The 17,878-nt window shown below is 65.0% G+C and carries 17 protein-coding genes; 5 read left to right on the plus strand and 12 right to left on the minus strand.

The window, feature by feature from the left end:
- Positions 1-140: 140 nt before the first annotated feature.
- The 4 genes from BKY26_RS12440 to BKY26_RS12455 all read right to left on the minus strand — a co-directional run bounded on the left by BKY26_RS12440 (position 141) and on the right by BKY26_RS12455 (position 5,609).
- Positions 141-2,354: an NADP-dependent isocitrate dehydrogenase gene (locus BKY26_RS12440; protein WP_071690713.1), complete on the minus strand. Its 2,214-nt coding sequence runs from the start codon at positions 2,352-2,354 to the stop codon at positions 141-143.
- 164 nt (positions 2,355-2,518) lie between these two features.
- Positions 2,519-3,712, minus strand: a complete 1,194-nt coding sequence (kynU, locus tag BKY26_RS12445) for a kynureninase (protein ID WP_071690714.1) — start codon at positions 3,710-3,712, stop codon at positions 2,519-2,521.
- Position 3,713: 1 nt separating this feature from the next.
- Complete coding sequence (locus BKY26_RS12450; protein ID WP_071690715.1) at positions 3,714-4,550, minus strand: tryptophan 2,3-dioxygenase; 837 nt, start codon at positions 4,548-4,550, stop codon at positions 3,714-3,716.
- A 93-nt stretch (positions 4,551-4,643) separates the two neighbouring features.
- Positions 4,644-5,609, minus strand: coding sequence for a GlxA family transcriptional regulator (locus BKY26_RS12455; RefSeq protein WP_227435018.1), 966 nt, complete (start codon positions 5,607-5,609; stop codon positions 4,644-4,646).
- 55 nt (positions 5,610-5,664) lie between these two features.
- Between BKY26_RS12455 and BKY26_RS12460 the strand changes: the two genes are divergently transcribed.
- The 3 genes from BKY26_RS12460 (at position 5,665) to BKY26_RS12470 (ending at position 9,753) form a co-directional block, all read left to right on the plus strand.
- Positions 5,665-6,825: an acyl-CoA dehydrogenase family protein gene (locus BKY26_RS12460; protein WP_071690716.1), complete on the plus strand. Its 1,161-nt coding sequence runs from the start codon at positions 5,665-5,667 to the stop codon at positions 6,823-6,825.
- 103 nt (positions 6,826-6,928) lie between these two features.
- Entirely contained in the window at positions 6,929-8,971 is a 2,043-nt protein-coding gene (locus tag BKY26_RS12465; RefSeq protein WP_071690717.1) for an acetate--CoA ligase family protein, read from the plus strand.
- Positions 8,968-9,753 carry a carnitinyl-CoA dehydratase gene (locus BKY26_RS12470; protein WP_071690718.1) on the plus strand — a complete coding sequence of 262 codons (786 nt, stop codon included), beginning with the start codon at positions 8,968-8,970 and terminating at the stop codon, positions 9,751-9,753. Before BKY26_RS12465 ends, BKY26_RS12470 begins: the two co-directional genes overlap by 4 nt.
- Before the next feature lie 487 nt (positions 9,754-10,240).
- Here BKY26_RS12470 and BKY26_RS12475 read toward each other — a convergent pair whose 3' ends face one another.
- The gene (locus BKY26_RS12475) at positions 10,241-10,621 is read right to left on the minus strand and encodes a glycine zipper family protein (protein ID WP_071690719.1); all 381 of its coding nucleotides are present in this window, start codon (positions 10,619-10,621) and stop codon (positions 10,241-10,243) included.
- A gap of 11 nt (positions 10,622-10,632) precedes the next feature.
- The gene (locus tag BKY26_RS20275; protein ID WP_158514335.1) at positions 10,633-10,800 is read right to left on the minus strand and encodes a hypothetical protein; all 168 of its coding nucleotides are present in this window, start codon (positions 10,798-10,800) and stop codon (positions 10,633-10,635) included.
- Positions 10,801-10,936: 136 nt separating this feature from the next.
- On the opposite strand from BKY26_RS20275, the gene BKY26_RS12480 reads away from it, so the two are divergent.
- Entirely contained in the window at positions 10,937-11,959 is a 1,023-nt protein-coding gene (locus tag BKY26_RS12480) for an AraC family transcriptional regulator (RefSeq protein WP_071690720.1), read from the plus strand.
- 84 nt (positions 11,960-12,043) lie between these two features.
- On the opposite strand, the gene BKY26_RS20795 is transcribed toward BKY26_RS12480, so the two are convergent.
- Positions 12,044-12,166, minus strand: a complete 123-nt coding sequence (locus BKY26_RS20795) for a hypothetical protein (protein ID WP_281249835.1) — start codon at positions 12,164-12,166, stop codon at positions 12,044-12,046.
- Positions 12,167-12,371: 205 nt separating this feature from the next.
- Here BKY26_RS20795 and BKY26_RS12485 point away from each other — a divergent pair, with 205 nt between their 5' ends.
- Positions 12,372-13,307 (plus strand): magnesium transporter CorA family protein, encoded by a 936-nt coding sequence (locus BKY26_RS12485; protein WP_071690721.1) that lies wholly within the window; start codon positions 12,372-12,374, stop codon positions 13,305-13,307.
- On the opposite strand, the gene BKY26_RS12490 is transcribed toward BKY26_RS12485, so the two are convergent.
- The 5 genes from BKY26_RS12490 to BKY26_RS12510 are packed head-to-tail and all read right to left on the minus strand — an operon-like array spanning position 13,308 to position 17,778.
- Positions 13,308-14,030 carry an SDR family NAD(P)-dependent oxidoreductase gene (locus tag BKY26_RS12490; protein WP_071690722.1) on the minus strand — a complete coding sequence of 241 codons (723 nt, stop codon included), beginning with the start codon at positions 14,028-14,030 and terminating at the stop codon, positions 13,308-13,310.
- A 1-nt stretch (position 14,031) separates the two neighbouring features.
- Positions 14,032-14,580, minus strand: coding sequence for a DUF3833 domain-containing protein (locus BKY26_RS12495; RefSeq protein WP_071690723.1), 549 nt, complete (start codon positions 14,578-14,580; stop codon positions 14,032-14,034).
- Positions 14,577-15,746 (minus strand): SAM-dependent methyltransferase, encoded by a 1,170-nt coding sequence (locus tag BKY26_RS12500; RefSeq protein ID WP_071690724.1) that lies wholly within the window; start codon positions 15,744-15,746, stop codon positions 14,577-14,579. Before BKY26_RS12500 ends, BKY26_RS12495 begins: the two co-directional genes overlap by 4 nt.
- The gene (locus BKY26_RS12505) at positions 15,746-16,492 is read right to left on the minus strand and encodes a DUF1365 domain-containing protein (protein WP_071690725.1); all 747 of its coding nucleotides are present in this window, start codon (positions 16,490-16,492) and stop codon (positions 15,746-15,748) included. Before BKY26_RS12505 ends, BKY26_RS12500 begins: the two co-directional genes overlap by 1 nt.
- Positions 16,489-17,778, minus strand: a complete 1,290-nt coding sequence (locus tag BKY26_RS12510; RefSeq protein ID WP_071690726.1) for an NAD(P)/FAD-dependent oxidoreductase — start codon at positions 17,776-17,778, stop codon at positions 16,489-16,491. The genes BKY26_RS12505 and BKY26_RS12510 overlap by 4 nt, the downstream gene beginning before the upstream one ends.
- Positions 17,779-17,878: the final 100 nt, after the last annotated feature.

Below are 17,878 nucleotides of genomic sequence, written 5' to 3' on the forward strand. Positions count from 1 at the left end.
TGCGTGGGGAGGGACGGTCTAGGTGTCAACCGGTCCGCTGGTGGTTGGGTCGGGTGCCTCCGGCGGAGGTATTTTGGCCAAGATGAAAAGGCCGCCTGCGGGGTGCGGGCGGCCTTCTTTGGTGTCTGGTGTTAGCGGGTTTAGCCGATGATCGCGTTCAAGGTGGCCGAGGGCCGCATGACGGCGGCCTTCTTTTCCACCGAGGGCTTGTAGTAGCCGCCGATATCGGCTGCCGGGCCTTGTGCGGCCTTGAGTTCCGCCAGGATCGCCGCTTCACCGTCGGCCAGGGCTTTGGCGATTGGGGCGAAATGCGCCGCGAGATCGGCGTCGTCGGTCTGGGCCGCCAGCGCCTCGGCCCAGTAGCGGGCGAACCAGTAGTGGCTGTCGCGGTTGTCGGGTTCGCCCACCTTGCGCGACGGGCTGCGGTTGTCGTCGAGGATGCCCTGCGTGGCGGCCTCTGCGGCGCGGCCCAGGACGCCCGCCTTGGCATTGCCACGGCTGTCGGCGAGGAAGTTGAGGCTTTCGCCAAGGGCGCAGAATTCCCCCATCGAGTCCCACCGCAGGTGGTTCTCCTCGACCAGCTGCTGAACGTGCTTCGGCGCAGAGCCGCCCGCGCCGGTCTCGAACAGCCCGCCGCCATTCATCAGGCCCACGATCGACAGCATCTTGGCCGAGGTGCCAAGTTCCAGGATCGGGAAGAGGTCGGTCAGGTAGTCGCGCAGCACGTTGCCGGTGATGGCGATGGTGTTGCCGCCTGCGGTGATGGTTTCCAGCGAGGCGCGGGTGGCCTCGCGGGGGGCCATGATCTCGAACTTGTCTGCGACGCCAGCTGCTTCCAGCGCGGGCTGCACGTATTTGATCAGCTCGGCATCATGGGCGCGGTTGGCATCGAGCCAGAAGATCGACCGGTAGCCGGTGAGGCGCTGGCGGTCGATGGAAAGCTGAATCCAGTTCTCGATCGGGGCCTTTTTCACGGTGCAGGCGCGCCAGATGTCGCCCTGTTCCACCTCGTGGGCATGCAGCGTCTCGCCATTTGCCAGCACGATGCGGATGGTGCCGTCGGCAGGCGCCTCGAAGGTGGTGGGGTGGGAGCCGTATTCCTCGGCCTTCTGGGCCATCAGGCCGAGGTTCTGAACGGTGCCTGCGGTGGCCGGATCGAGCGCGCCATTGGCTTTGAAGAAGCTGATCGTCTCGTCATAGACCGGGGCATAGCAGTTGTCGGGGATGACGCAGTTGGTGTCACCCTCGTTGCCATCAGGGCCCCAACCCTTGCCGCCGGCGCGGATGAGCGCGGGCATGGAGGCGTCGATGATGACGTCGGAGGGGACGTGCAGGTTGGTGATGCCCTTGTCGGAATTCACCATGTACATCGGCGGGCGGTCTGCCGTGGCGGCCTCGATCGCGGCCATGATTTCCGCGTTGTCCGCGACACGGGCCAGCACGTCGCCGAGGCCCGAGTTGGGGTTCACGCCGAGCGCGGCCAGTTCTTCGCCGAACTGCTCGAACACGGGCGCGAGCCAGGCTTTCACCGCATGTCCGAAGATGATGGGATCGGAGACCTTCATCATCGTCGCTTTCATGTGCAGCGAGAAGAGCGTGCCGTCTTTCTTGGTGTCTTCGATGGCCTCGGCCAGGAAGGCGGACAGCGCCTTGACCGACATGAAGGTGGCATCGACGACTTCGCCTTCGATCAGCGGCCAGTTGTCCTTCAGCGTGGTGGCTGCGCCATCCTTGCCCACGAACTCGATCTTGGCGGCTCCGGCCTGTTCGGCGGTCAGCGTGGCCGAGACCTCATTGGCGTAGAAATCGTTGCCGGGCATGGACGAGACCTTGGTCTTGCTGTCGGCAGACCATGTGCCCATGCGGTGCGGGTTCTTCTTGGCGAAGTTCTTGACGGCTGCGGCGGCGCGGCGGTCGGAGTTGCCTTCGCGCAGGACCGGGTTCACGGCCGAGCCCTTGATGGTGTCATACTTGGCGCGGACAGCTTTTTCCTCGTCGGTCGCGGGGGCCTCGGGGTAGTCGGGCAGGGCGTAGCCTTGTGCCTGAAGCTCCTTCACGGCGGCGACCAGCTGCGGCACGGAAGCCGAGATGTTGGGCAGCTTGATGACGTTGGCCTCGGGCGTTTTCACCAGCTGGCCCAGTTCGGCCAGATCGTCGGACTGGCGCTGGTCTTCGGACAGGTAGTCCGGGAAGGTCGACAGGATGCGGCCCGCCAGCGAAATGTCCTTGGTGCCGACGCTGACGCCAGCGGCATCCGCGAATTTGCGGATGATCGGCAGGAACGAGGCCGAGGCCAGTTCGGGCGCTTCGTCTACAATGGTATACACAATGTCAGGTTGTTTTTGATCTGCCATGTTCCGTTCCCTTTTTCAAAGTTCCGAGGGGGGCTGGGGGCCTTGCGGCGCAGACCGTTTCGGTGCGCGTCGGCAGGTCCCCGGGAGTCGCCGTGGTTGCTTTCGCCGCTGGCCTAAATCAGGCGCGGGGAATGATCAACAGGACAAAGGCGCGCGTCTCCGGCTCAGGTGACGCGCGACCGGGTCTGGTATTCGGGCGCTTCATAGGCGCGGGTCTTGATCACCTCTTCGAGGATCTCGGCGGCGCGGATCACGTCGCCCTCATCCAGATAGAGCGGCGTGAAGCCGAAACGCATGATGTCGGGGGCGCGGAAATCGCCGATGACGCCGCGCGCGATCAGGGCTTGCATGGCAGCGTAGCTGTGCGCGAAGGCAAAGGAGACCTGGCTGCCGCGAGTCGTGGGATCGGTGGGGGAGGCGAGGCGCAACTCGGGGCAGCGGGCGGTAACCTCGCGAATGAAGCATTCCGACAGGGTCAGCGAGGCCCTGCGCAGATCATCCATATCGACCCCGTCCCAGGCTTTCAGCGCCTCTTGCAGCACCGCCAGTTGCAGGATCGGCGGCGTGCCCACGCGCAGCCGTTCGGTGGACATGGCGGGGCGGTAGCCAAGCTCCATCGCAAAGGGCGCGTCATGGCCGAGCCAGCCGGAGAGCGCCGGTTCCACCCCTTCGATGATGTCGGGACGGGCGTAGATAAAGGCGGGCGCGCCGGGGCCGCCGTTGAGGTATTTGTAGCTGCATCCCACGGCGAATTCGGCGTTCGACCCGGCCATATCGACCGGCACCGCCCCCGCCGAATGGGCCAGATCCCAGATCATCACCGCGCCCATGGCATGGGCCTTTTCGGTGATGGCTTTCATGTCGTGCATCCGGCCGGATCGGTAATCCACATGGGTCAGCATGACGACAGCGACCTCTTCGGTGATCGCACCGGCCACGTCCTCGGGCGCGGGGGTGCGCAGCTCATACCCTTTGTCGATGGTGCCGATCAGCCCCTGCGCCATGTAGAGATCGGAGGGGAAGTTGCCGTTATCCGACAGGATCACGCGGCGGTCGGGGCGCATCTTCAGGGCGGCGGCCAAAGCCTGATAGACCTTGATCGACAGCGTGTCGCCAGTGGCAACGGACCCCTCCGGTGCGCCGATCAGTTGCCCGATCCGGTCGCCCACCACGCGGGGCAGGTCCATCCAGCCCGCCACGTTCCAGGCGCGGATCAGCTGCTGGCCCCATTCCTGCTCGATCACCTCGGTGGCCCGCGCGGCGGCGCCCTTGGGCAGCACGCCAAGCGAATTGCCGTCGAGGTAGATCACACCTTCGGGGATATAGAACAGGTCCTTGCGGGGCAGGGGTACACCCATCTTACAGCTCTCCTCTGACGTGCCAGAGCTCGGGGAACAGCTCCACCTCCAGCATCCGGCGCAGGTATTGCACGCCCGAGGTGCCGCCGGTACCCCGTTTGAAGCCGATGACACGTTCCACCGTGGTGACATGGTTGAACCGCCAGCGGCGGAAGTAATCTTCAAGGTCCACCAGCTTCTCGCCAAGCTCGTAGAGCGTCCAGTAGCGATCGGTATCCTCATAGACCGCCTTCCAGCGCGCCTGAATGTCCGGGCGCGCATGGTGGGGCGTGTCAAGCTGCGGGGCTGGCTCGGGGTCCGGTCCGTCCACCTGCGCGAAAAGCAGCGTGACGACCTCATCGTAGAAACTCGGGCGGGCCAACTCGGCCTCCAGCATCTCGGCTACGCCGGGCACATGGGCATGGGGTTTGACCATGTTCGGGTTGCGGTTGCCCAGGACGAACTCGATCAGCCGGTACTGGTAAGACTGGAAGCCGGAGGACGGCCCGAGCGTTTCGCGAAAGCGCGTGTAGTCGGCGGGCGTCATCGTGCGCAGCACGTCCCAGGCGCTGTTGAGTTGCTCGAATATGCGGGAAACACGGGCGAGCATCTTGAACATCTGCGACATTTGTCCCGCATGCAAAGCATTGCGCGCCGCAGAGAGTTCATGGATTGCCAGTTTCATCCACAGCTCGCTGGTCTGGTGCTGGATGATGAACAGCATCTCGTCATGGGCATCGGACAGCGGGTGCTGCTGCTGCAGGATCCCGTCGAGATGCAGGTAATCGCCATAGGACATGGCGGCGCGAAAATCCATCTGCGCGCCGTCGCTGCCGGGGTTGAAAGGTTGGTCGCCCATGGCGCGCCTCCTGAGATCGGATGTGGTGCGAGTCTCCCTGTGCGCGACCCTATGGGTTGCCTGATTTTGTTTCAAGCTTAAAATAGTTGAGGGTCAGGACTGGCGGTACACGGTCGGGGGCTGGCCGAACTCGCGGCGAAAGGCGCGGGTCATGGCGCTGGCATCGCCATAGCCGCAACGGGTGGCGATCTCGGCCACAGAAAGCGTCGTGCGCTCGGCCAGCAGCCGGGCCTGTCTCAACCGAAGCGCCGTGTAGACAGCGCGGGGCGACATGCCGGTTTCGCGGGCGAAATGCGCCTCCAGCCCGCGTTGGCTGAGCGATAGGCGCGTGGCGATCTCGCCCACGGGCAGGGGCGTTTCGATATTGCGGCGCATGATCGACACGGCCGCCTGAACCAGCCGGTCGCGGGGCAGGCGGGTCAGTGGATCGGCGCGCGGGTCGGCCTCGCCATGCATGAACAGCGCGGCCACCTCCAGCCGCAGCATCGCTCCGTGATGGGCGTCGATGAGGTGCAGCATCAGTTCAAACGTGGTGGTGGTGCCGCCGCAGGTGATCCGGGTGCCGTCGATGACGAAGCGATCCTCGGTCACCGTAACATCGGGGAAGCGTTCGGCCAGCGTGTCCAGCTCGTCCCAGTGGATCGTCGCCCGCCGCCCGTCGAGCAGCCCCGCCGCCGCCATCAGGTAACTGCCGGTATCGAGGCCCACAATGGTCCGGAACCGCCCCGCCGCCGCCCGCAAGGCGCGGGTGAGGGTAGGGGTGGCGTGGCGTTCGAACTCATAGCTCGGCATCACCAGCAGGTAGTCGCCGCCCGGATGATCCGAGAGCCGCGCCTGCGGCTGCACCGTCAGGCCGGAGGAAGACGCCACGCCCGCCCCGTCGAGGCTGAGGAACTGCCAGTCATAGAGCCCCCGCCGTGACAGCATGTTGGCCCCGCGCAGGGGTTCCACCGCATTGGCGAGACAGTGGTTGGAGAAGGAAGGGAAAAGCAGCACGCCGATGCTGCGGGGCGGCGTAATCTGTTGCGGTTTCTGCATGACCTGCGACCAATTATGCATGATTGCCTCAAGCGCATCTTCCATAGTCGAGCCAGCAGGACAAGGGAGAAGGCCCATGAATTTCGGTCTGACCGATGAACAGGAGATGATCGTCTCCACCGTGCGCAGCTTCGTGGAAAAGGAAATCTACCCGCACGAGGACGAAGTGGAGCGCACCGGCGAAGTGCCGAAAGAGGTGGCAGACGAGATCAAGCGCAAGACGATCGAGCTGGGATTCTATGCCTGCAACTTCCCCGAGGAAGTGGGCGGCGCGGGGCTGAACCATCTGGAATTTGCCCTGGTGGAGCGGGAACTGGGGCGCGGGTCCATGGCACTCAACCATTTCTTCGGGCGACCGCAGAACATCCTGATGGCCTGCGAGGGCGATCAGAAGGAACGCTACCTGTTGCCCGCCGTGCGTGGCGAGCGGATGGACGCGCTGGCGATGACCGAACCGGGCGCGGGCTCGGACGTGCGGGGCATGAAATGCTCGGCCGTGCGCGATGGCGGCGACTGGGTGGTCAATGGCACCAAGCATTTCATCAGCGGCGCCGATCACGCGGATTTCGTCATCGTCTTCATCGCAACCGGTGAGGACATGACGCCGAAGGGCCCGAAGAAGCGGATCACGGCCTTTCTGGTGGACCGGGGCACGCCCGGCTTCACCATCCGCGACGGTTACAAATCGGTCAGCCACAGGGGCTACAAGAACATGGTGCTGGAATTCGACGATTGCCGCCTGCCCGACGCGCAGGTTCTGGGCGAGGTCGATGGCGGGTTCGAGGTGATGAACACCTGGCTCTATGCCACGCGGATCACGGTCGCCACTATGAGCGTCGGTCGCGCGCGGCGGGTCTTCGACTATGCGCTGAACTATGCCGCCGAGCGGGAACAGTTCGGACAGCAGATCGCGAAATTCCAGGGCGTCAGCTTTCAGATCGCCGACATGATCACCGAAATCGACGCGGCGGATCTGCTGACGCTGAACTCCGCCTGGCGGTTGGATCAGGGGTTGCCCGCGAACCGCGAGATTGCCTCGGCCAAGGTGTACGCTACCGAGATGCTGGCACGGGTCACGGATGCGGCCCTGCAGATCTATGGCGGCATGGGGCTGATGAGCGACTATCCGATCGAGCGGTTCTGGCGCGATGCGCGGGTGGAACGGATCTGGGACGGCACCAGCGAGATTCAGCGCCATATCATCAGCCGCGAGCTGTTCCGGCCATTGGGCGCATGAGGAGGGGGATTTCGCCGCCTTCGGCGTCGATCCGCCGGGGGGCGCTGCCCCCCGGACCCCCCGAGGTATTTTTGCCAAGATGAAAGCAGGTGCGAGGGAGCCTATGGGGCGTGAACTGAATCGGTTGCTGCGGCCCGCGAGCATCGCGGTGATCGGGGGTGGCGCGTGGTGTGCGAATGTGCTGCGCGAATGCCTCAAGATCGGGTTTTCGGGTGATCTGTGGCCGGTGCATCCGCGCCGCAGCGAGATGGCGGGCCTGCCGGTGTTCGCACGGGTTGAAGACCTGCCGGGGGTGCCGGATGCGGTTTTCATCGGCGTGAACCGGCATGTGACGGTGGAGACCGTGGCGCTGCTGTCGAAGATGGGGGCGGGCGGCGCGGTGTGTTTTGCCAGCGGCTTTGCGGAAGCGGAGGCGGAGCTGGCGGACGGGCCGGAGTTGCAACGTGCCTTGGTTGCTGCGGCCGGGGATATGCCGGTTCTGGGGCCCAATTGTTACGGGTTTCTCAATGCTTTGGACGGGGCGCTTCTGTGGCCCGACCAGCATGGGCTGGTGCCGGTGGACAGCGGTGTGGCGATTGTCACGCAGAGCTCCAACATCGCGTGCAACCTGTCGATGCAGGCCCGCGGGCTGCCGATTGCCTATATCATGACCGCCGGAAATCAGGCGCAGACCGATCTGGCGATGATGGGGCGGGGGTTGCTGGCCGATCCCCGCGTCACCGCGCTTGGGCTGCATATCGAGGGGATATCCGACCTGCGCGGGTTCGAGGCGCTGGCGGCCACGGCGCGCGAGTTGGGCAAACCCATCGTGGCGGTGCGGATCGGCGCGTCGGAACAGGCGCGGGCGGCGACGGTGTCGCACACCGCTTCGGTCGCGGGCAGCGATGCGGGGGGGCGGGCGCTGCTGGCGCGGCTCGGGATCGCACAGGCGCGGACGCTGGCCGAGATGCTGGAGACGCTGAAGCTTGTGCATGTGGGCGGGTCGCTGGCGTCGAACCGGATCGGGTCTTTGTCCTGTTCCGGCGGTGAGGCGAGCCTGATGGCTGATCTGGCGATGGACACGGGGCTTGTTTTTCCGCCGCTGGAACCCGGACAGAGGGCGGCTCTGGCCGAGGCTCTTGGCCCCAAGGTGGCGCTGGCCAACCCGTTGGATTATCACACCTATATCTGGGGTGATCAGCCCGCTACCACCCGCTGTTTCAGCGCCATGATGCAGGGCGATCTGGCCATGGGCTGCGCGGTGCTGGACTTCCCCCGCGAGGACCGTTGCGATGCCAGTGACTGGCACAAGGTGGTGGAGGCCATCGCAGACACGCAGGCCGCGACGGGGAAGCGGATGTGCATTCTGGCGAGCCTGCCGGAAACCTTGCCGGAAGAGGTGGCAGACCGGGCCGTGGCGCGCGGGATCGTGCCGTTTTCGGGGATGGGTGAGGCGCTGGCGGCGCTCGATCTGGGGGCGTGGCTGGGGCAGGTGCGAGAGGTGCCGGAGCCGGTGCTGTTGCCGGGCGATCCGGTCGGCGCAAGGACGCTGACGGAGGCACAGGCCAAGGCGGCGCTGGCAGGGCATGGTGTGCGGGTGCCGGGATCGGGCCGGGCATTGGGGGCAGCCGAGGCGGTAGAGATCGCGGCGGGCCTCGGCTTTCCCGTGGTGCTGAAGGGAGAGGGCGTGGCCCATAAGACCGAGGCGGGCGCGGTGGTGTTGAACCTCGCGGATGCGGCGGCGGTCGAGGCGGCGGCTGCGGGGATGCAGGCATCGTCTTTCCTGGTGGAAGAGATGGTGACTGGCACGGTGGCGGAGCTGCTGGTCGGCGTCGTCCGCGACCCGGCGCATGGCTTTGTCCTGACACTCGGGGCAGGGGGGACGCTGACGGAAATCCTGCGCGATACGGTCTCGCTGCTGGTACCCTCGACCCGCGATGATATCCGCGCGGCCCTGAAAACGCTGAAAGTCGCGCCGCTTCTTGCTGGCTATCGCGGAGCGGACCCGGCTAACGTGGAGCGTGTGGTGGAGGCCGTCATGGCCGTTCAGAGCTTCGTCACCGCCAAAGCCGACCGGCTGGAGGAAATCGAGATCAACCCGCTCATATGCACCCCGTCGGAGGCCGTTGCCGCCGATGCGCTGATCACAATCGGAGAGGACAGATGACAGACACCCCCGTCCGCACGGACCGCCGTGGCCATGTGCTGGAGGTCACGCTGGACCGGCCCAAGGCCAACGCGATCGACATGAGAACCAGCCAGATCATGGGCGAGGTCTTTACCGAGTTCCGGGACGATCCCGACCTGCGCGTGGCGATTGTCACGGGCGGCGGCGAGAAGTTCTTCTGCGCCGGGTGGGATCTGAAGGCGGCCGCCGAGGGCGACCCGGTCGACGCCTATTACGGCAAGGGCGGATTTGGCGGGTTGCAGGAATTGCGGGGACTGAATAAGCCTGTGGTTTCAGCGGTTAACGGGATCTGCTGCGGGGGCGGGCTGGAGCTGGCGCTGTCCGCTGACATCATCCTGGCCGCCGATCACGCCAGTTTTGCGCTGCCCGAGATCCGGTCGGGCACCGTGGCCGATGCGGCCAGCGTCAAGCTGCCCAAGCGTATCCCCTATCACATCGCTATGGAGATGCTGTTCACGGGCCGCTGGCTGGATGCGGAGGAAGCCGCACGGTGGGGCTTCGTGAACCATATTTACCCGGCAGATCAATTGCTTGCCAAGGCGCGCGAGATGGCGGACCTGCTGGCGTCGGGACCGCCGCTGGTCTATGCGGCGATCAAGGAGATCGTGCGTGAGGCGGAGGACATGAAGTTCCAGGACGCCATGAACAAGATCACCAAAAGCCAGTTCGAGACGGTGGAAACGCTCTACCGGTCGGAGGATCAGCTGGAGGGGTCGAAGGCCTTTGCCGAGGGGCGCGACCCGGTCTGGAAGGGGCGCTAGGCGCCGCGAAAAGAGGGGGGCGCCATGCGTACACCCCCTGTACACCCCCGTGCACCGGGCGTGCAGACGAAACTCTGATTTCCGAGTTGACCTGATCGGGCGCGAAACCTTGCCGCTTGCGGGGGGAAGAGGTTTCGAAACCTCTTCGCAAGGGCCTTCGAAGGCCCTTCCCCGCGCGGGAGGAGAGCGGTGCGCGCCGGGTCGGACGGGAGCGCGTGTGTCAGGGGCGTCGCGCGGGGTCTGTGTGCCATCACGGGCGGCTGGATCGGTGGTGAGGGCGGGATGCCTCCGGCGGAGGTATTTGGGCCAAGATGAAAGCTACGGGGTGGCGATGCCGGTTGAGCGCGAGGTGGGCGGCGTTTTCGCCAGTGCCATCGTCGGAGGCCGGGGGGACCCTCTTCAGTTTCTTCAGGACCGGTTTCGCTGCGCCTTCGGCGCATCGACACGCGCGGCCCTTGCGGGCCGCGCTCTGGTGCCGCCTAGGGGGTCAGCCAACCACCCTGTGACCACGCCCGCGCAGGCATTCCACGACGATGGATTCGCGCCGGTCACTGGCGTCGCCTGCCCCTGCGGCGGCCCCGACCAATGCGCCGACGACCAGACCGGCGGCGATGCCTTCGGACTCGCTGACATTCTCATCAGCCGCACCGGCCAGCGCACCCACGCCCGCGCCAAGCGCGGCACTGCCCGCGGTCTGGCGGTCGAACTGGCGCTGATTGGCGGCCAGTGCCTGGCAGGCGCGCAGGTCGTGCGCATAGGCGGCGGTCGGTTCGCCATCGAGAACCGGTGCGTAGTTGGCACCGCTTTCGGCGCAGGCCGAGACGAGCGCGGCGATCATCAGGGGGGAGAGGAACATAACGGGTTTCATGGAAGGGTCTTTCAGAGTTTCATGAGGGGCGTGAGGAAGAGAAAGGGCCGCGCGGGCAGTTTCGCGGGGCGGTCGGGCAGGCCCATATCGGCGCGCAACCGGTCGGGCAGGGCGGATAGCGGGCTGGACCAGAGGCCAAGGCGCCGCTGGGACAGGCGGGTGATCAGGCAGGATTTCATGGGGGTCGTCCTTGGGGTGTTTCGATGAACGCGATCTAGGCCGTGCTTCGTTTCATCGCCATGACCCCGCGTTTCAACCTGTTGGCAATTCGTGCCAGCGCGGCTAGGTCTGGGACATAGCGATTGGAATGACGGTATGATTGCAGCGACAGGCGCCACGGCAGCGGCGGGGATCGTGAAAGGATTTCTGGACTACGCGGTGGCAGAGGGCGCGGACCGGACGGGGTTGCTTGCGGCCTCAGGGCTGGCAGGCATGGACCTGTCCGATCAGGATGCGCGGGTGCCTTTGGAAGCCTACAAGGCGCTGATCGAGGCGGCCTGTGCGGCCAGCGGGGACGGGGCCTTGCCCATCCGCTACAGCCTTGGCACCAAGCTGGAGGAGGTCTCGATCGTCGGGTTGATCGTGCATTCCTCTGCCTCGATGGCGGAGTCCATGGTGCAGCTCAACCGCTATGCCAAGCTGATGGTGGAACTTGACATCATGAACGGGGCGGAACGCTATAGCGTCAACCCGGAAAACGGGCAGATCTGGATCGTTGACAATCGGCCCGATCCCAACAGCTTTCCGGCGCTGACCGAAACCGCCTTTGCCCGATTCATCGGAGAGTTCCGGCGCAGCTTCCCCAAGGCGGATTTCGCGCTGGAGATGGAGGTGAGTTACCCCGCCCCGCCGCATGCCGCCGCCTATGAGGAGCTCTACCGCGTGCCGGTGCGCTTTGGCGCGTCGCGCAATGCGATCCGAATCGAACCCAGATGGCTGGAGGTCGAGTGGGAGGAGACCAGCCGTTATGTCTTCGGCATCTTCGCCAGCCGCGCCGATCAGCTGCTGGAGGCGTTGTCACGAGACGGGTCGGTCAGGGCGCAGGTGGAAGCGCGGCTGATGGCCATTCTGCACGAGGGCGATATTTCGATGGACAGGATGGCGGCGGATCTGGGGATGAGCCGCCAGACGCTGTATCGGCGGCTGAAAGAGGAAGGCGCGACCTTTGGCGGGGTGCATGACGCGCTGCGTCAGCGGATGGCCTGCGATTACCTGTCGGCGCGCAAGGTGTCGGTCAACCAGACCGCCTATCTGGTGGGATTTTCCGAACCCTCGTCCTTCGTGCGGGCCTTTCGCCGCTGGACCGGCCAGACCCCGAGCGATTTCCGCGCCGCCTGAGGGAAAATGAAAAACGGCACCCCGGAAGATGCCGTTTTCATGTCTCTGCTCGCGCCTCGCGGTGGCGCGTGGCTGTCATCAGACTTATGCCACGGCGTCCGCGATGTCGCCCTTGTCTTCACGACGGGAAACGATGAATTTGTAAAGCGCGTTGGCGCCCATGGTGCAGCATACGACAGTGGCAATACAGGCCAGGTAGAGGGTCATTCTAAGTCTCCTTGCAATATCGGGTTCGCAGAATGTGGCCCGGCTTTGTGGCAGGTTCGCGGCGCGGGCGGGGAAATTGGGGAACATTTTTTCAGTCAGGAAGGGGCGGGTCCGCAGGCGGGCAAATTTGGCGACCTCTTTCGTCTGGGAAGTCTGATAGGCTTGCCCGGACAATCCGGGGACAGACAAGGATCGGAGATTTCGCATGCTGACGGCGTATGAGTGTGCAGGCCGTGCCTTGCAGGAGGCAGAGCCGGGACAGGCGCTTTGGGTCGACCTGTTTCAGCCCACGCCTGAAGAGGTCGCACTGATGGCCAAGCTGGGGATTGACGTGCCGAGCCTTGCCGAGATGGAAGAGATCGAGCTGTCCAACCGGCTGTATCGCGACGAGGGGGCCGAGGTGCTGACGGTGGTGCTGACCGGAGAGAATGCCGAGGGAAACCAGGTGGCCGCGCCGGTGGCGTTCATCCTGACGGCTGACCGTCTGGTCAGCGTGCGCCATCACCAGCCCCGGCCGTTCCTCACCTATCCGGGTCGTGCCGGGCAGTCCTCGGCCGGGATCGACGCGCCGGAACGGGTGTTTCTGGGGCTGGCGCAAGAAATCGTGGCGCGGCTGGCCGATCTGCTGGAAGGTGTGGGCCGGGTGCTGGACGACACCACGCGGCAGGTCTTCGCGGGCGATGCCGGGCGCGACCCCGATGCGTTGCAGGCGACGCTAAGACAAGTGGGCTTGCAGGGCGAGGCGATTGGCCGGATCCGTCTGGCGCTGTTGACGCTGGAACGCGCCCTTAGCTTCTTCGAGTCCGGCGACCGGGGCGCGGCGGTGGCCGGGCTGGTCGCGGGGCTGCAGCGCGATATCGAGGCGCTGTCGGAACATAGCGACTACCTGTCGTCGCGCATCGGCCTGAGCGTGGATGCAACGCTCGGGATGATCACCCTGTTGCAGAATTCCACGGTCCGCATCTTCTCGGTTCTGGCGGTGCTGTTCCTGCCGCCCACTTTGGTCGCGTCGATCTACGGGATGAATTTCGCCGTCATGCCGGAGCTGGCGCAGCCCTGGGGCTACCCGGCGGCGCTGGCGCTGATGCTGGTGTCGGCGGTCGGCTGCTATCTTGTGTTCAAGTGGAAGAAGTGGCTCTGATCAGCTCAGCATCCGGCGGAAGAGGCGGATGGGCAGGACGGAGCCAAGCCGGAAGAAGGCAGCCATCGGCCACGGAAAGGACGTGGCGAAGCGGCGGGATTTCATGGCCTTGAGGGTCTTTGCGGCGGCCTCCTCGGGAGACAGGATGAAGGGCATGTCGAAGCTGTTTTTCTCGGTCAGCCGGGTCTTGATGAAGCCGGGGTTGATCTGCTGGACCGTCACCCCGGTCCCCCGCAGGTCCATGAACAGGTTCTCGGCCAGTTGCATCAGCGCGCCCTTGCTGGCGCTGTAGCCGATGGCACCGGGCAGACCCCGGAACCCGGCAAGCGATCCGATAAGGACGATATGGCCGTTGCCGCGGTCTGCCATTCGGGGCACCACATGGCCGAGGCTGCGCAGGGCGCCGGTGAAATTGACCTCCGAGACCTTCAGCGCCTCTTCCACGTTCCACGCCTGTGCGGTCATCGGCTCATAGGCCCCGGCGCAGTAGATCACCCCGTCGATCTCGCCCAGATCCGCGACCGCCGCCTGTACTGATCCGCTGTCGGTCACATCCATCGGCAGGGCGCGGGCGTGGGGCAGGGTGTCGGCAAGCGCCTCCAGCCGCTCGGCATTCCGCGCCGACAGGATCATATGCGCGCCTTCAGCGGCCAATAGCCCGGCCAGGGCGCGGCCAAGCCCCTCGGACGCGCCGATCAGCCAATAGGTCTTGCCAGTGAACATGTCAGGCGGCGGGGCGCATGGTGGCGACCAGTTCGGCCACACGCAGCCCGTATTTGCGCATCTCGGACCGGTTCATGATCACGCCATTGTCCATCAGGTACATCCAGTCGGTCACGTCCAGCACATGGCCACCCGCGTCATCGGATAGTTTCAGGCGATAGTTCATGCACACGGTGGCACCTGACATTACCCCGCGCCCGGTGCCGATGATGTCATCTGCGGTGGCGGTGAAGGTTCCGTCATTGGCGACGTTGAGGAACCATTTGCGGTCCTGGGTTCCGCCACCCGCATAACGGAAATGCTCGGCCAGCGTGCCGGTCGCGCCCGCCCATTCGCCCTGCATATCGGCGGTAAAGCGAGAGGTGACGGTGCCAAGTGGGCCATAGATCACGCCCTCGCAATGGATGGGGCCGTTCAGATGGCGGCGGATGTCGAAGGCGGGGCCTGTGTCCGCGTAGGTTTCGGGGCTTTGGCGGCGAAAGCTGAACCGGGCGCGAAAGGCGAGCCAGAGGATCAGTGTCAGGGCCAGAACGGCGAAGGCGTAGGTCATCGGCTTGCCTCCCCGGCATGGGCCAGCGCGACCTGATGCACCCCGGTCTGTCCGGTCAGGAAGGCCGCCGTGCAGGAGCCAAGATAGAACCGCCAGCCACGCAGGAACTCTTCCGGCAGGCCAAGGCGCGCGATGCGGCGGCTCTCGGCATCCATCCGGGTCTGCCACGCCTTGGTGGTGGCCGCGTAGTGGTGCCCGAAGGCGAAATCATCAACTACCTGAAGCCCGGCCCGCGAGGCCTGATCCCGGATCACGGCCGGAGACAGCAGCATACCGCCGGGAAAAATATGCGAGCGGATGAAGTCGGACCCGCGCCGGTAGATGCCGAAGTAGTCGTCGGGCACTGTGATGACCTGAAGCACCGCGCGGCCCCCGTCTGCCAGCCGGTCTTTCAAGGCGCCGAAATAGGTGGGCCAATAGCGCTCGCCGACGGCCTCCACCATCTCGATCGACACGATATTGTTAAAGCGCCCGCGCGTGTCGCGGTAGTCCTGAAGGCGGATCTCGGCCCGGCCATCAAGACGGGCATCGGCGTAGCCCTTCTGACTTGGCGAAAGGGTCAGGCCGGTCACACGATGCCCCCGGTCGGCGGCCGCTTCGGCAAACCCGCCCCAGCCACAGCCGATTTCCAGCACGCTGTCGCCGCTCAACTGGTCGAGAATGCGGGCGTTCTTGCGGTGCTGCGCGCGGGTCAGGTCACTGTCGCCTTCGGCAAAGAGGGCGGAGGAATAGGTCATCCCCCGGTCGAGCCAGAGGGAATAGAACTCGTTTCCCACATCGTAATGCTTGCGAATGTTGCGCGCCGCCCCGGCACGGGAATTTGCCCGCATGACAGTGTTCAGCAGCCGGTAGCCGATGCGCGCCCAGAAGCCGCCATAGACGAAGCTTTCCAGCCGCTCCATGTTCTGCAGGGCCACCTGACAGAGATCAGCGACCGAGGGCGTGTCCCAGAGGCCCGCCAGATAGGTCTCGCCCAAGCCGATATCGCCCTTGGCGGCGCAGGCGGTGACGACCGACCAGTCGTGGATCGTCATTTCAGCCTCGGGCAGTCCGTGGCCGAAATCGTAGACCTCGCCCTCGGGCGTGCGCAGGCGCAGGCTGCCTTCTGTGATCTGGCCACAGCTTTCCAGAAAATCGCGTTTCACGCGGGTGGTCAGAAACAGCATCAGCTTACCTCTTCTGTGGGGGCGTCGGGGCGGGGGCGGTAGAGCGCCCCTTTCAGTTTCAGGCGGAGCGCGTGCCAGTGGATCAAAACCCAAGTGCGCGCGGTGCCCGCCGGGCGGCGGATGGCGGCGGCCAGAAGCGTGGCATTGGTCATCGGACGGCGGGTGCCGGTGAGGGTGGCAACCACGCCCTCGGGGCCGTTTTCATGACCGATGCGGATGGCGATCCGGTCGGGCGTGATGCGGAACTGGAACCGGTAGCCGCCCTTGATCTCCTGAAAGGGGGACACATGCATGAGTTTCACCGCCTCCAGCACGTCTTGCGGCTGGATCGGGGTGAAGCCGGGATGCGCCGATAGATAGCTGTGACGATCCCCGAATGTATTGGTTACCTCTGATATCACCGCGACCAGATCATCGCCGCGAAAGGCGAGCCAGAAGCTGACCGGGTTGAAGACGCGGCCCAGAAAGGCGGGTTGGGTCAGCAGCAGGATGCGTGCGTCGGTCAGGCCATGGGCTGCGAAGACCTCCCGCGCCCAGACAACGCCACGGCCCTTACCCGGTGCCCCGCCATGGTGGCGATCCTGAACGGAATAGAGCCCCGCACGGTTTCGGGCAAACAGCGCGGGACCCCCGCGGGCGTCAGGGTCGATCAGCACGAAATCCACCCCATGGGTGAACGCGTGCCGGATGCCGCCGCGCCGTGCGTGGGTGGTCTGGCTTTGCAGATGTTCGGGCCAGTGGCTCATGCGGCGATGACCTGCTGTTGATCCTGCAATGCGCGGGCAATGCGCACGGCACTTGCGAACCCATCCTCGTGGAAGCCGTGGCGGGTATAGGCCCCGGCAAACCAGGTGTTGTTGCGCCCCTGCATCTCGCGCAGCTGCCCCTGCGCGCGCAGGGCGGCAAGGTCGAAGACCGGATGGGCAAATGTGGTCTGGTCATAGACCAGATCCTCGCGGATCGGGCGGGCAGGATTCAGGGTGATGAAATGGGGGTCATCCTCGGGGATGTTCTGCAGCCGGTTCATCCAGTAGCTGACGCCGATGCGGGTGCTGTCTGCGTTCTGCTCGGCCTGATACACCCAGGAGGACCAGACCTTGCGCCGCTTGGGCATCTGGGCGGGGTCGCGATGCAGCCAGACCTCGTTATCCTGAAAGCGGATCGCGGACAGGGCCTGTTGTTCTTCCTTGGTGGGCCGGTCCAGAAGCCGCAATGCCTGATCGGAATGGCAGGCGAAGATGACATGATCGAACACCTCTGCCCCCTGTTCGGACACGACCGTCGCCGCGCCGCCCGACCGGCGCACGGATTTGACCGGCTGGCCCACGCGCAGGTCGGCCCCGGCTGCGCGCAGATAGGTTTCCAGACGGTTGACATATTCCCGGCTGCCGCCATCCACCGTCCACCATTGGTGCTGGCCATATGTCGACATGAGCGCATGGTTGCGGAAAAACTGCACCAGCGCCTTGGCCGGAAACGACAGGATCTGTTCCGGCGGGGTCGACCAGATCGCACCGGACAGAGGCACAAGGTAATAGTCGCGGAACCAGCGGCCCAGTTTCAGATCGCGCATCAGGTCGGCGATGGTGGCGCTATCGTCCTTTGCCAGTTCCTCGGCCCGCGCATTGAAGCGCAGGATATCGCGCAGCATCCGTAGGAAACCGGGGCGAGCGAGGTTCGACCTCTGCGCCAGAAGCGCGTCGAGATCCTTGAGCCCGTATTCGATGCGGCCATTATCCACCGTGGCCCCGAAGCTCATGTCGCTTTTCACGACGGGCACGTCCAGATCCTGAAACATGCGGGTCATGTGCGGATAGTTGGCGTAGTTGAAGACGATGAAGCCGGTATCGACCGGCTGATCCCCGGTTTTGCCCGCCATCACGGTGCGGGCATGTCCCCCCAAGCGCGGCTCGGCCTCGTAAAGCGTGACGGAATCCGTGCGCGACAGCAGCCATGCGGCAGCGAGCCCCGAGATGCCGCCACCGATGATGGCGATGCGGCGGGCAGGGCGAAAGGGGGCGTCAAAGGACATGGGCGTCTCCGTGTGGATGGTGAAAGGAGTACGGAGAGAGAAAAAGATCGGATCAAAAATGATCCGGAATTTGCACCCCTGCGTAGAGATCGTATGTTGA

It is taken from the genome of Nioella sediminis, assembly GCF_001879695.1.
Classification (GTDB): domain Bacteria; phylum Pseudomonadota; class Alphaproteobacteria; order Rhodobacterales; family Rhodobacteraceae; genus Nioella; species Nioella sediminis.

Bases quoted from the DNA above. Each gene is read 5' to 3' on its own strand.
- BKY26_RS12510 (WP_071690726.1), bottom strand. From the start codon at position 17,778: ATGTCCTTTGACGCCCCCTTTCGCCCTGCCCGCCGCATCGCCATCATC.
- BKY26_RS12440 (WP_071690713.1), bottom strand. From the start codon at position 2,354: ATGGCAGATCAAAAACAACCTGACATTGTGTATACCATTGTAGACGAA.
- BKY26_RS12480 (WP_071690720.1), top strand. From the start codon at position 10,937: ATGATTGCAGCGACAGGCGCCACGGCAGCGGCGGGGATCGTGAAAGGA.
- BKY26_RS12470 (WP_071690718.1), top strand. From the start codon at position 8,968: ATGACAGACACCCCCGTCCGCACGGACCGCCGTGGCCATGTGCTGGAG.
- BKY26_RS12450 (WP_071690715.1), bottom strand. From the start codon at position 4,550: ATGGGCGACCAACCTTTCAACCCCGGCAGCGACGGCGCGCAGATGGAT.
- BKY26_RS20795 (WP_281249835.1), bottom strand. From the start codon at position 12,166: ATGACCCTCTACCTGGCCTGTATTGCCACTGTCGTATGCTGCACCATG.
- BKY26_RS12460 (WP_071690716.1), top strand. From the start codon at position 5,665: ATGAATTTCGGTCTGACCGATGAACAGGAGATGATCGTCTCCACCGTG.
- BKY26_RS12465 (WP_071690717.1), top strand. From the start codon at position 6,929: ATGGGGCGTGAACTGAATCGGTTGCTGCGGCCCGCGAGCATCGCGGTG.
- BKY26_RS12490 (WP_071690722.1), bottom strand. From the start codon at position 14,030: ATGTTCACTGGCAAGACCTATTGGCTGATCGGCGCGTCCGAGGGGCTT.
- BKY26_RS12485 (WP_071690721.1), top strand. From the start codon at position 12,372: ATGCTGACGGCGTATGAGTGTGCAGGCCGTGCCTTGCAGGAGGCAGAG.
- BKY26_RS20275 (WP_158514335.1), bottom strand. From the start codon at position 10,800: ATGAAATCCTGCCTGATCACCCGCCTGTCCCAGCGGCGCCTTGGCCTC.
- BKY26_RS12495 (WP_071690723.1), bottom strand. From the start codon at position 14,580: ATGACCTACGCCTTCGCCGTTCTGGCCCTGACACTGATCCTCTGGCTC.
- BKY26_RS12475 (WP_071690719.1), bottom strand. From the start codon at position 10,621: ATGAAACCCGTTATGTTCCTCTCCCCCCTGATGATCGCCGCGCTCGTC.
- kynU (WP_071690714.1), bottom strand. From the start codon at position 3,712: ATGGGTGTACCCCTGCCCCGCAAGGACCTGTTCTATATCCCCGAAGGT.
- BKY26_RS12505 (WP_071690725.1), bottom strand. From the start codon at position 16,492: ATGAGCCACTGGCCCGAACATCTGCAAAGCCAGACCACCCACGCACGG.
- BKY26_RS12455 (WP_227435018.1), bottom strand. From the start codon at position 5,609: ATGCATAATTGGTCGCAGGTCATGCAGAAACCGCAACAGATTACGCCG.
- BKY26_RS12500 (WP_071690724.1), bottom strand. From the start codon at position 15,746: ATGCTGTTTCTGACCACCCGCGTGAAACGCGATTTTCTGGAAAGCTGT.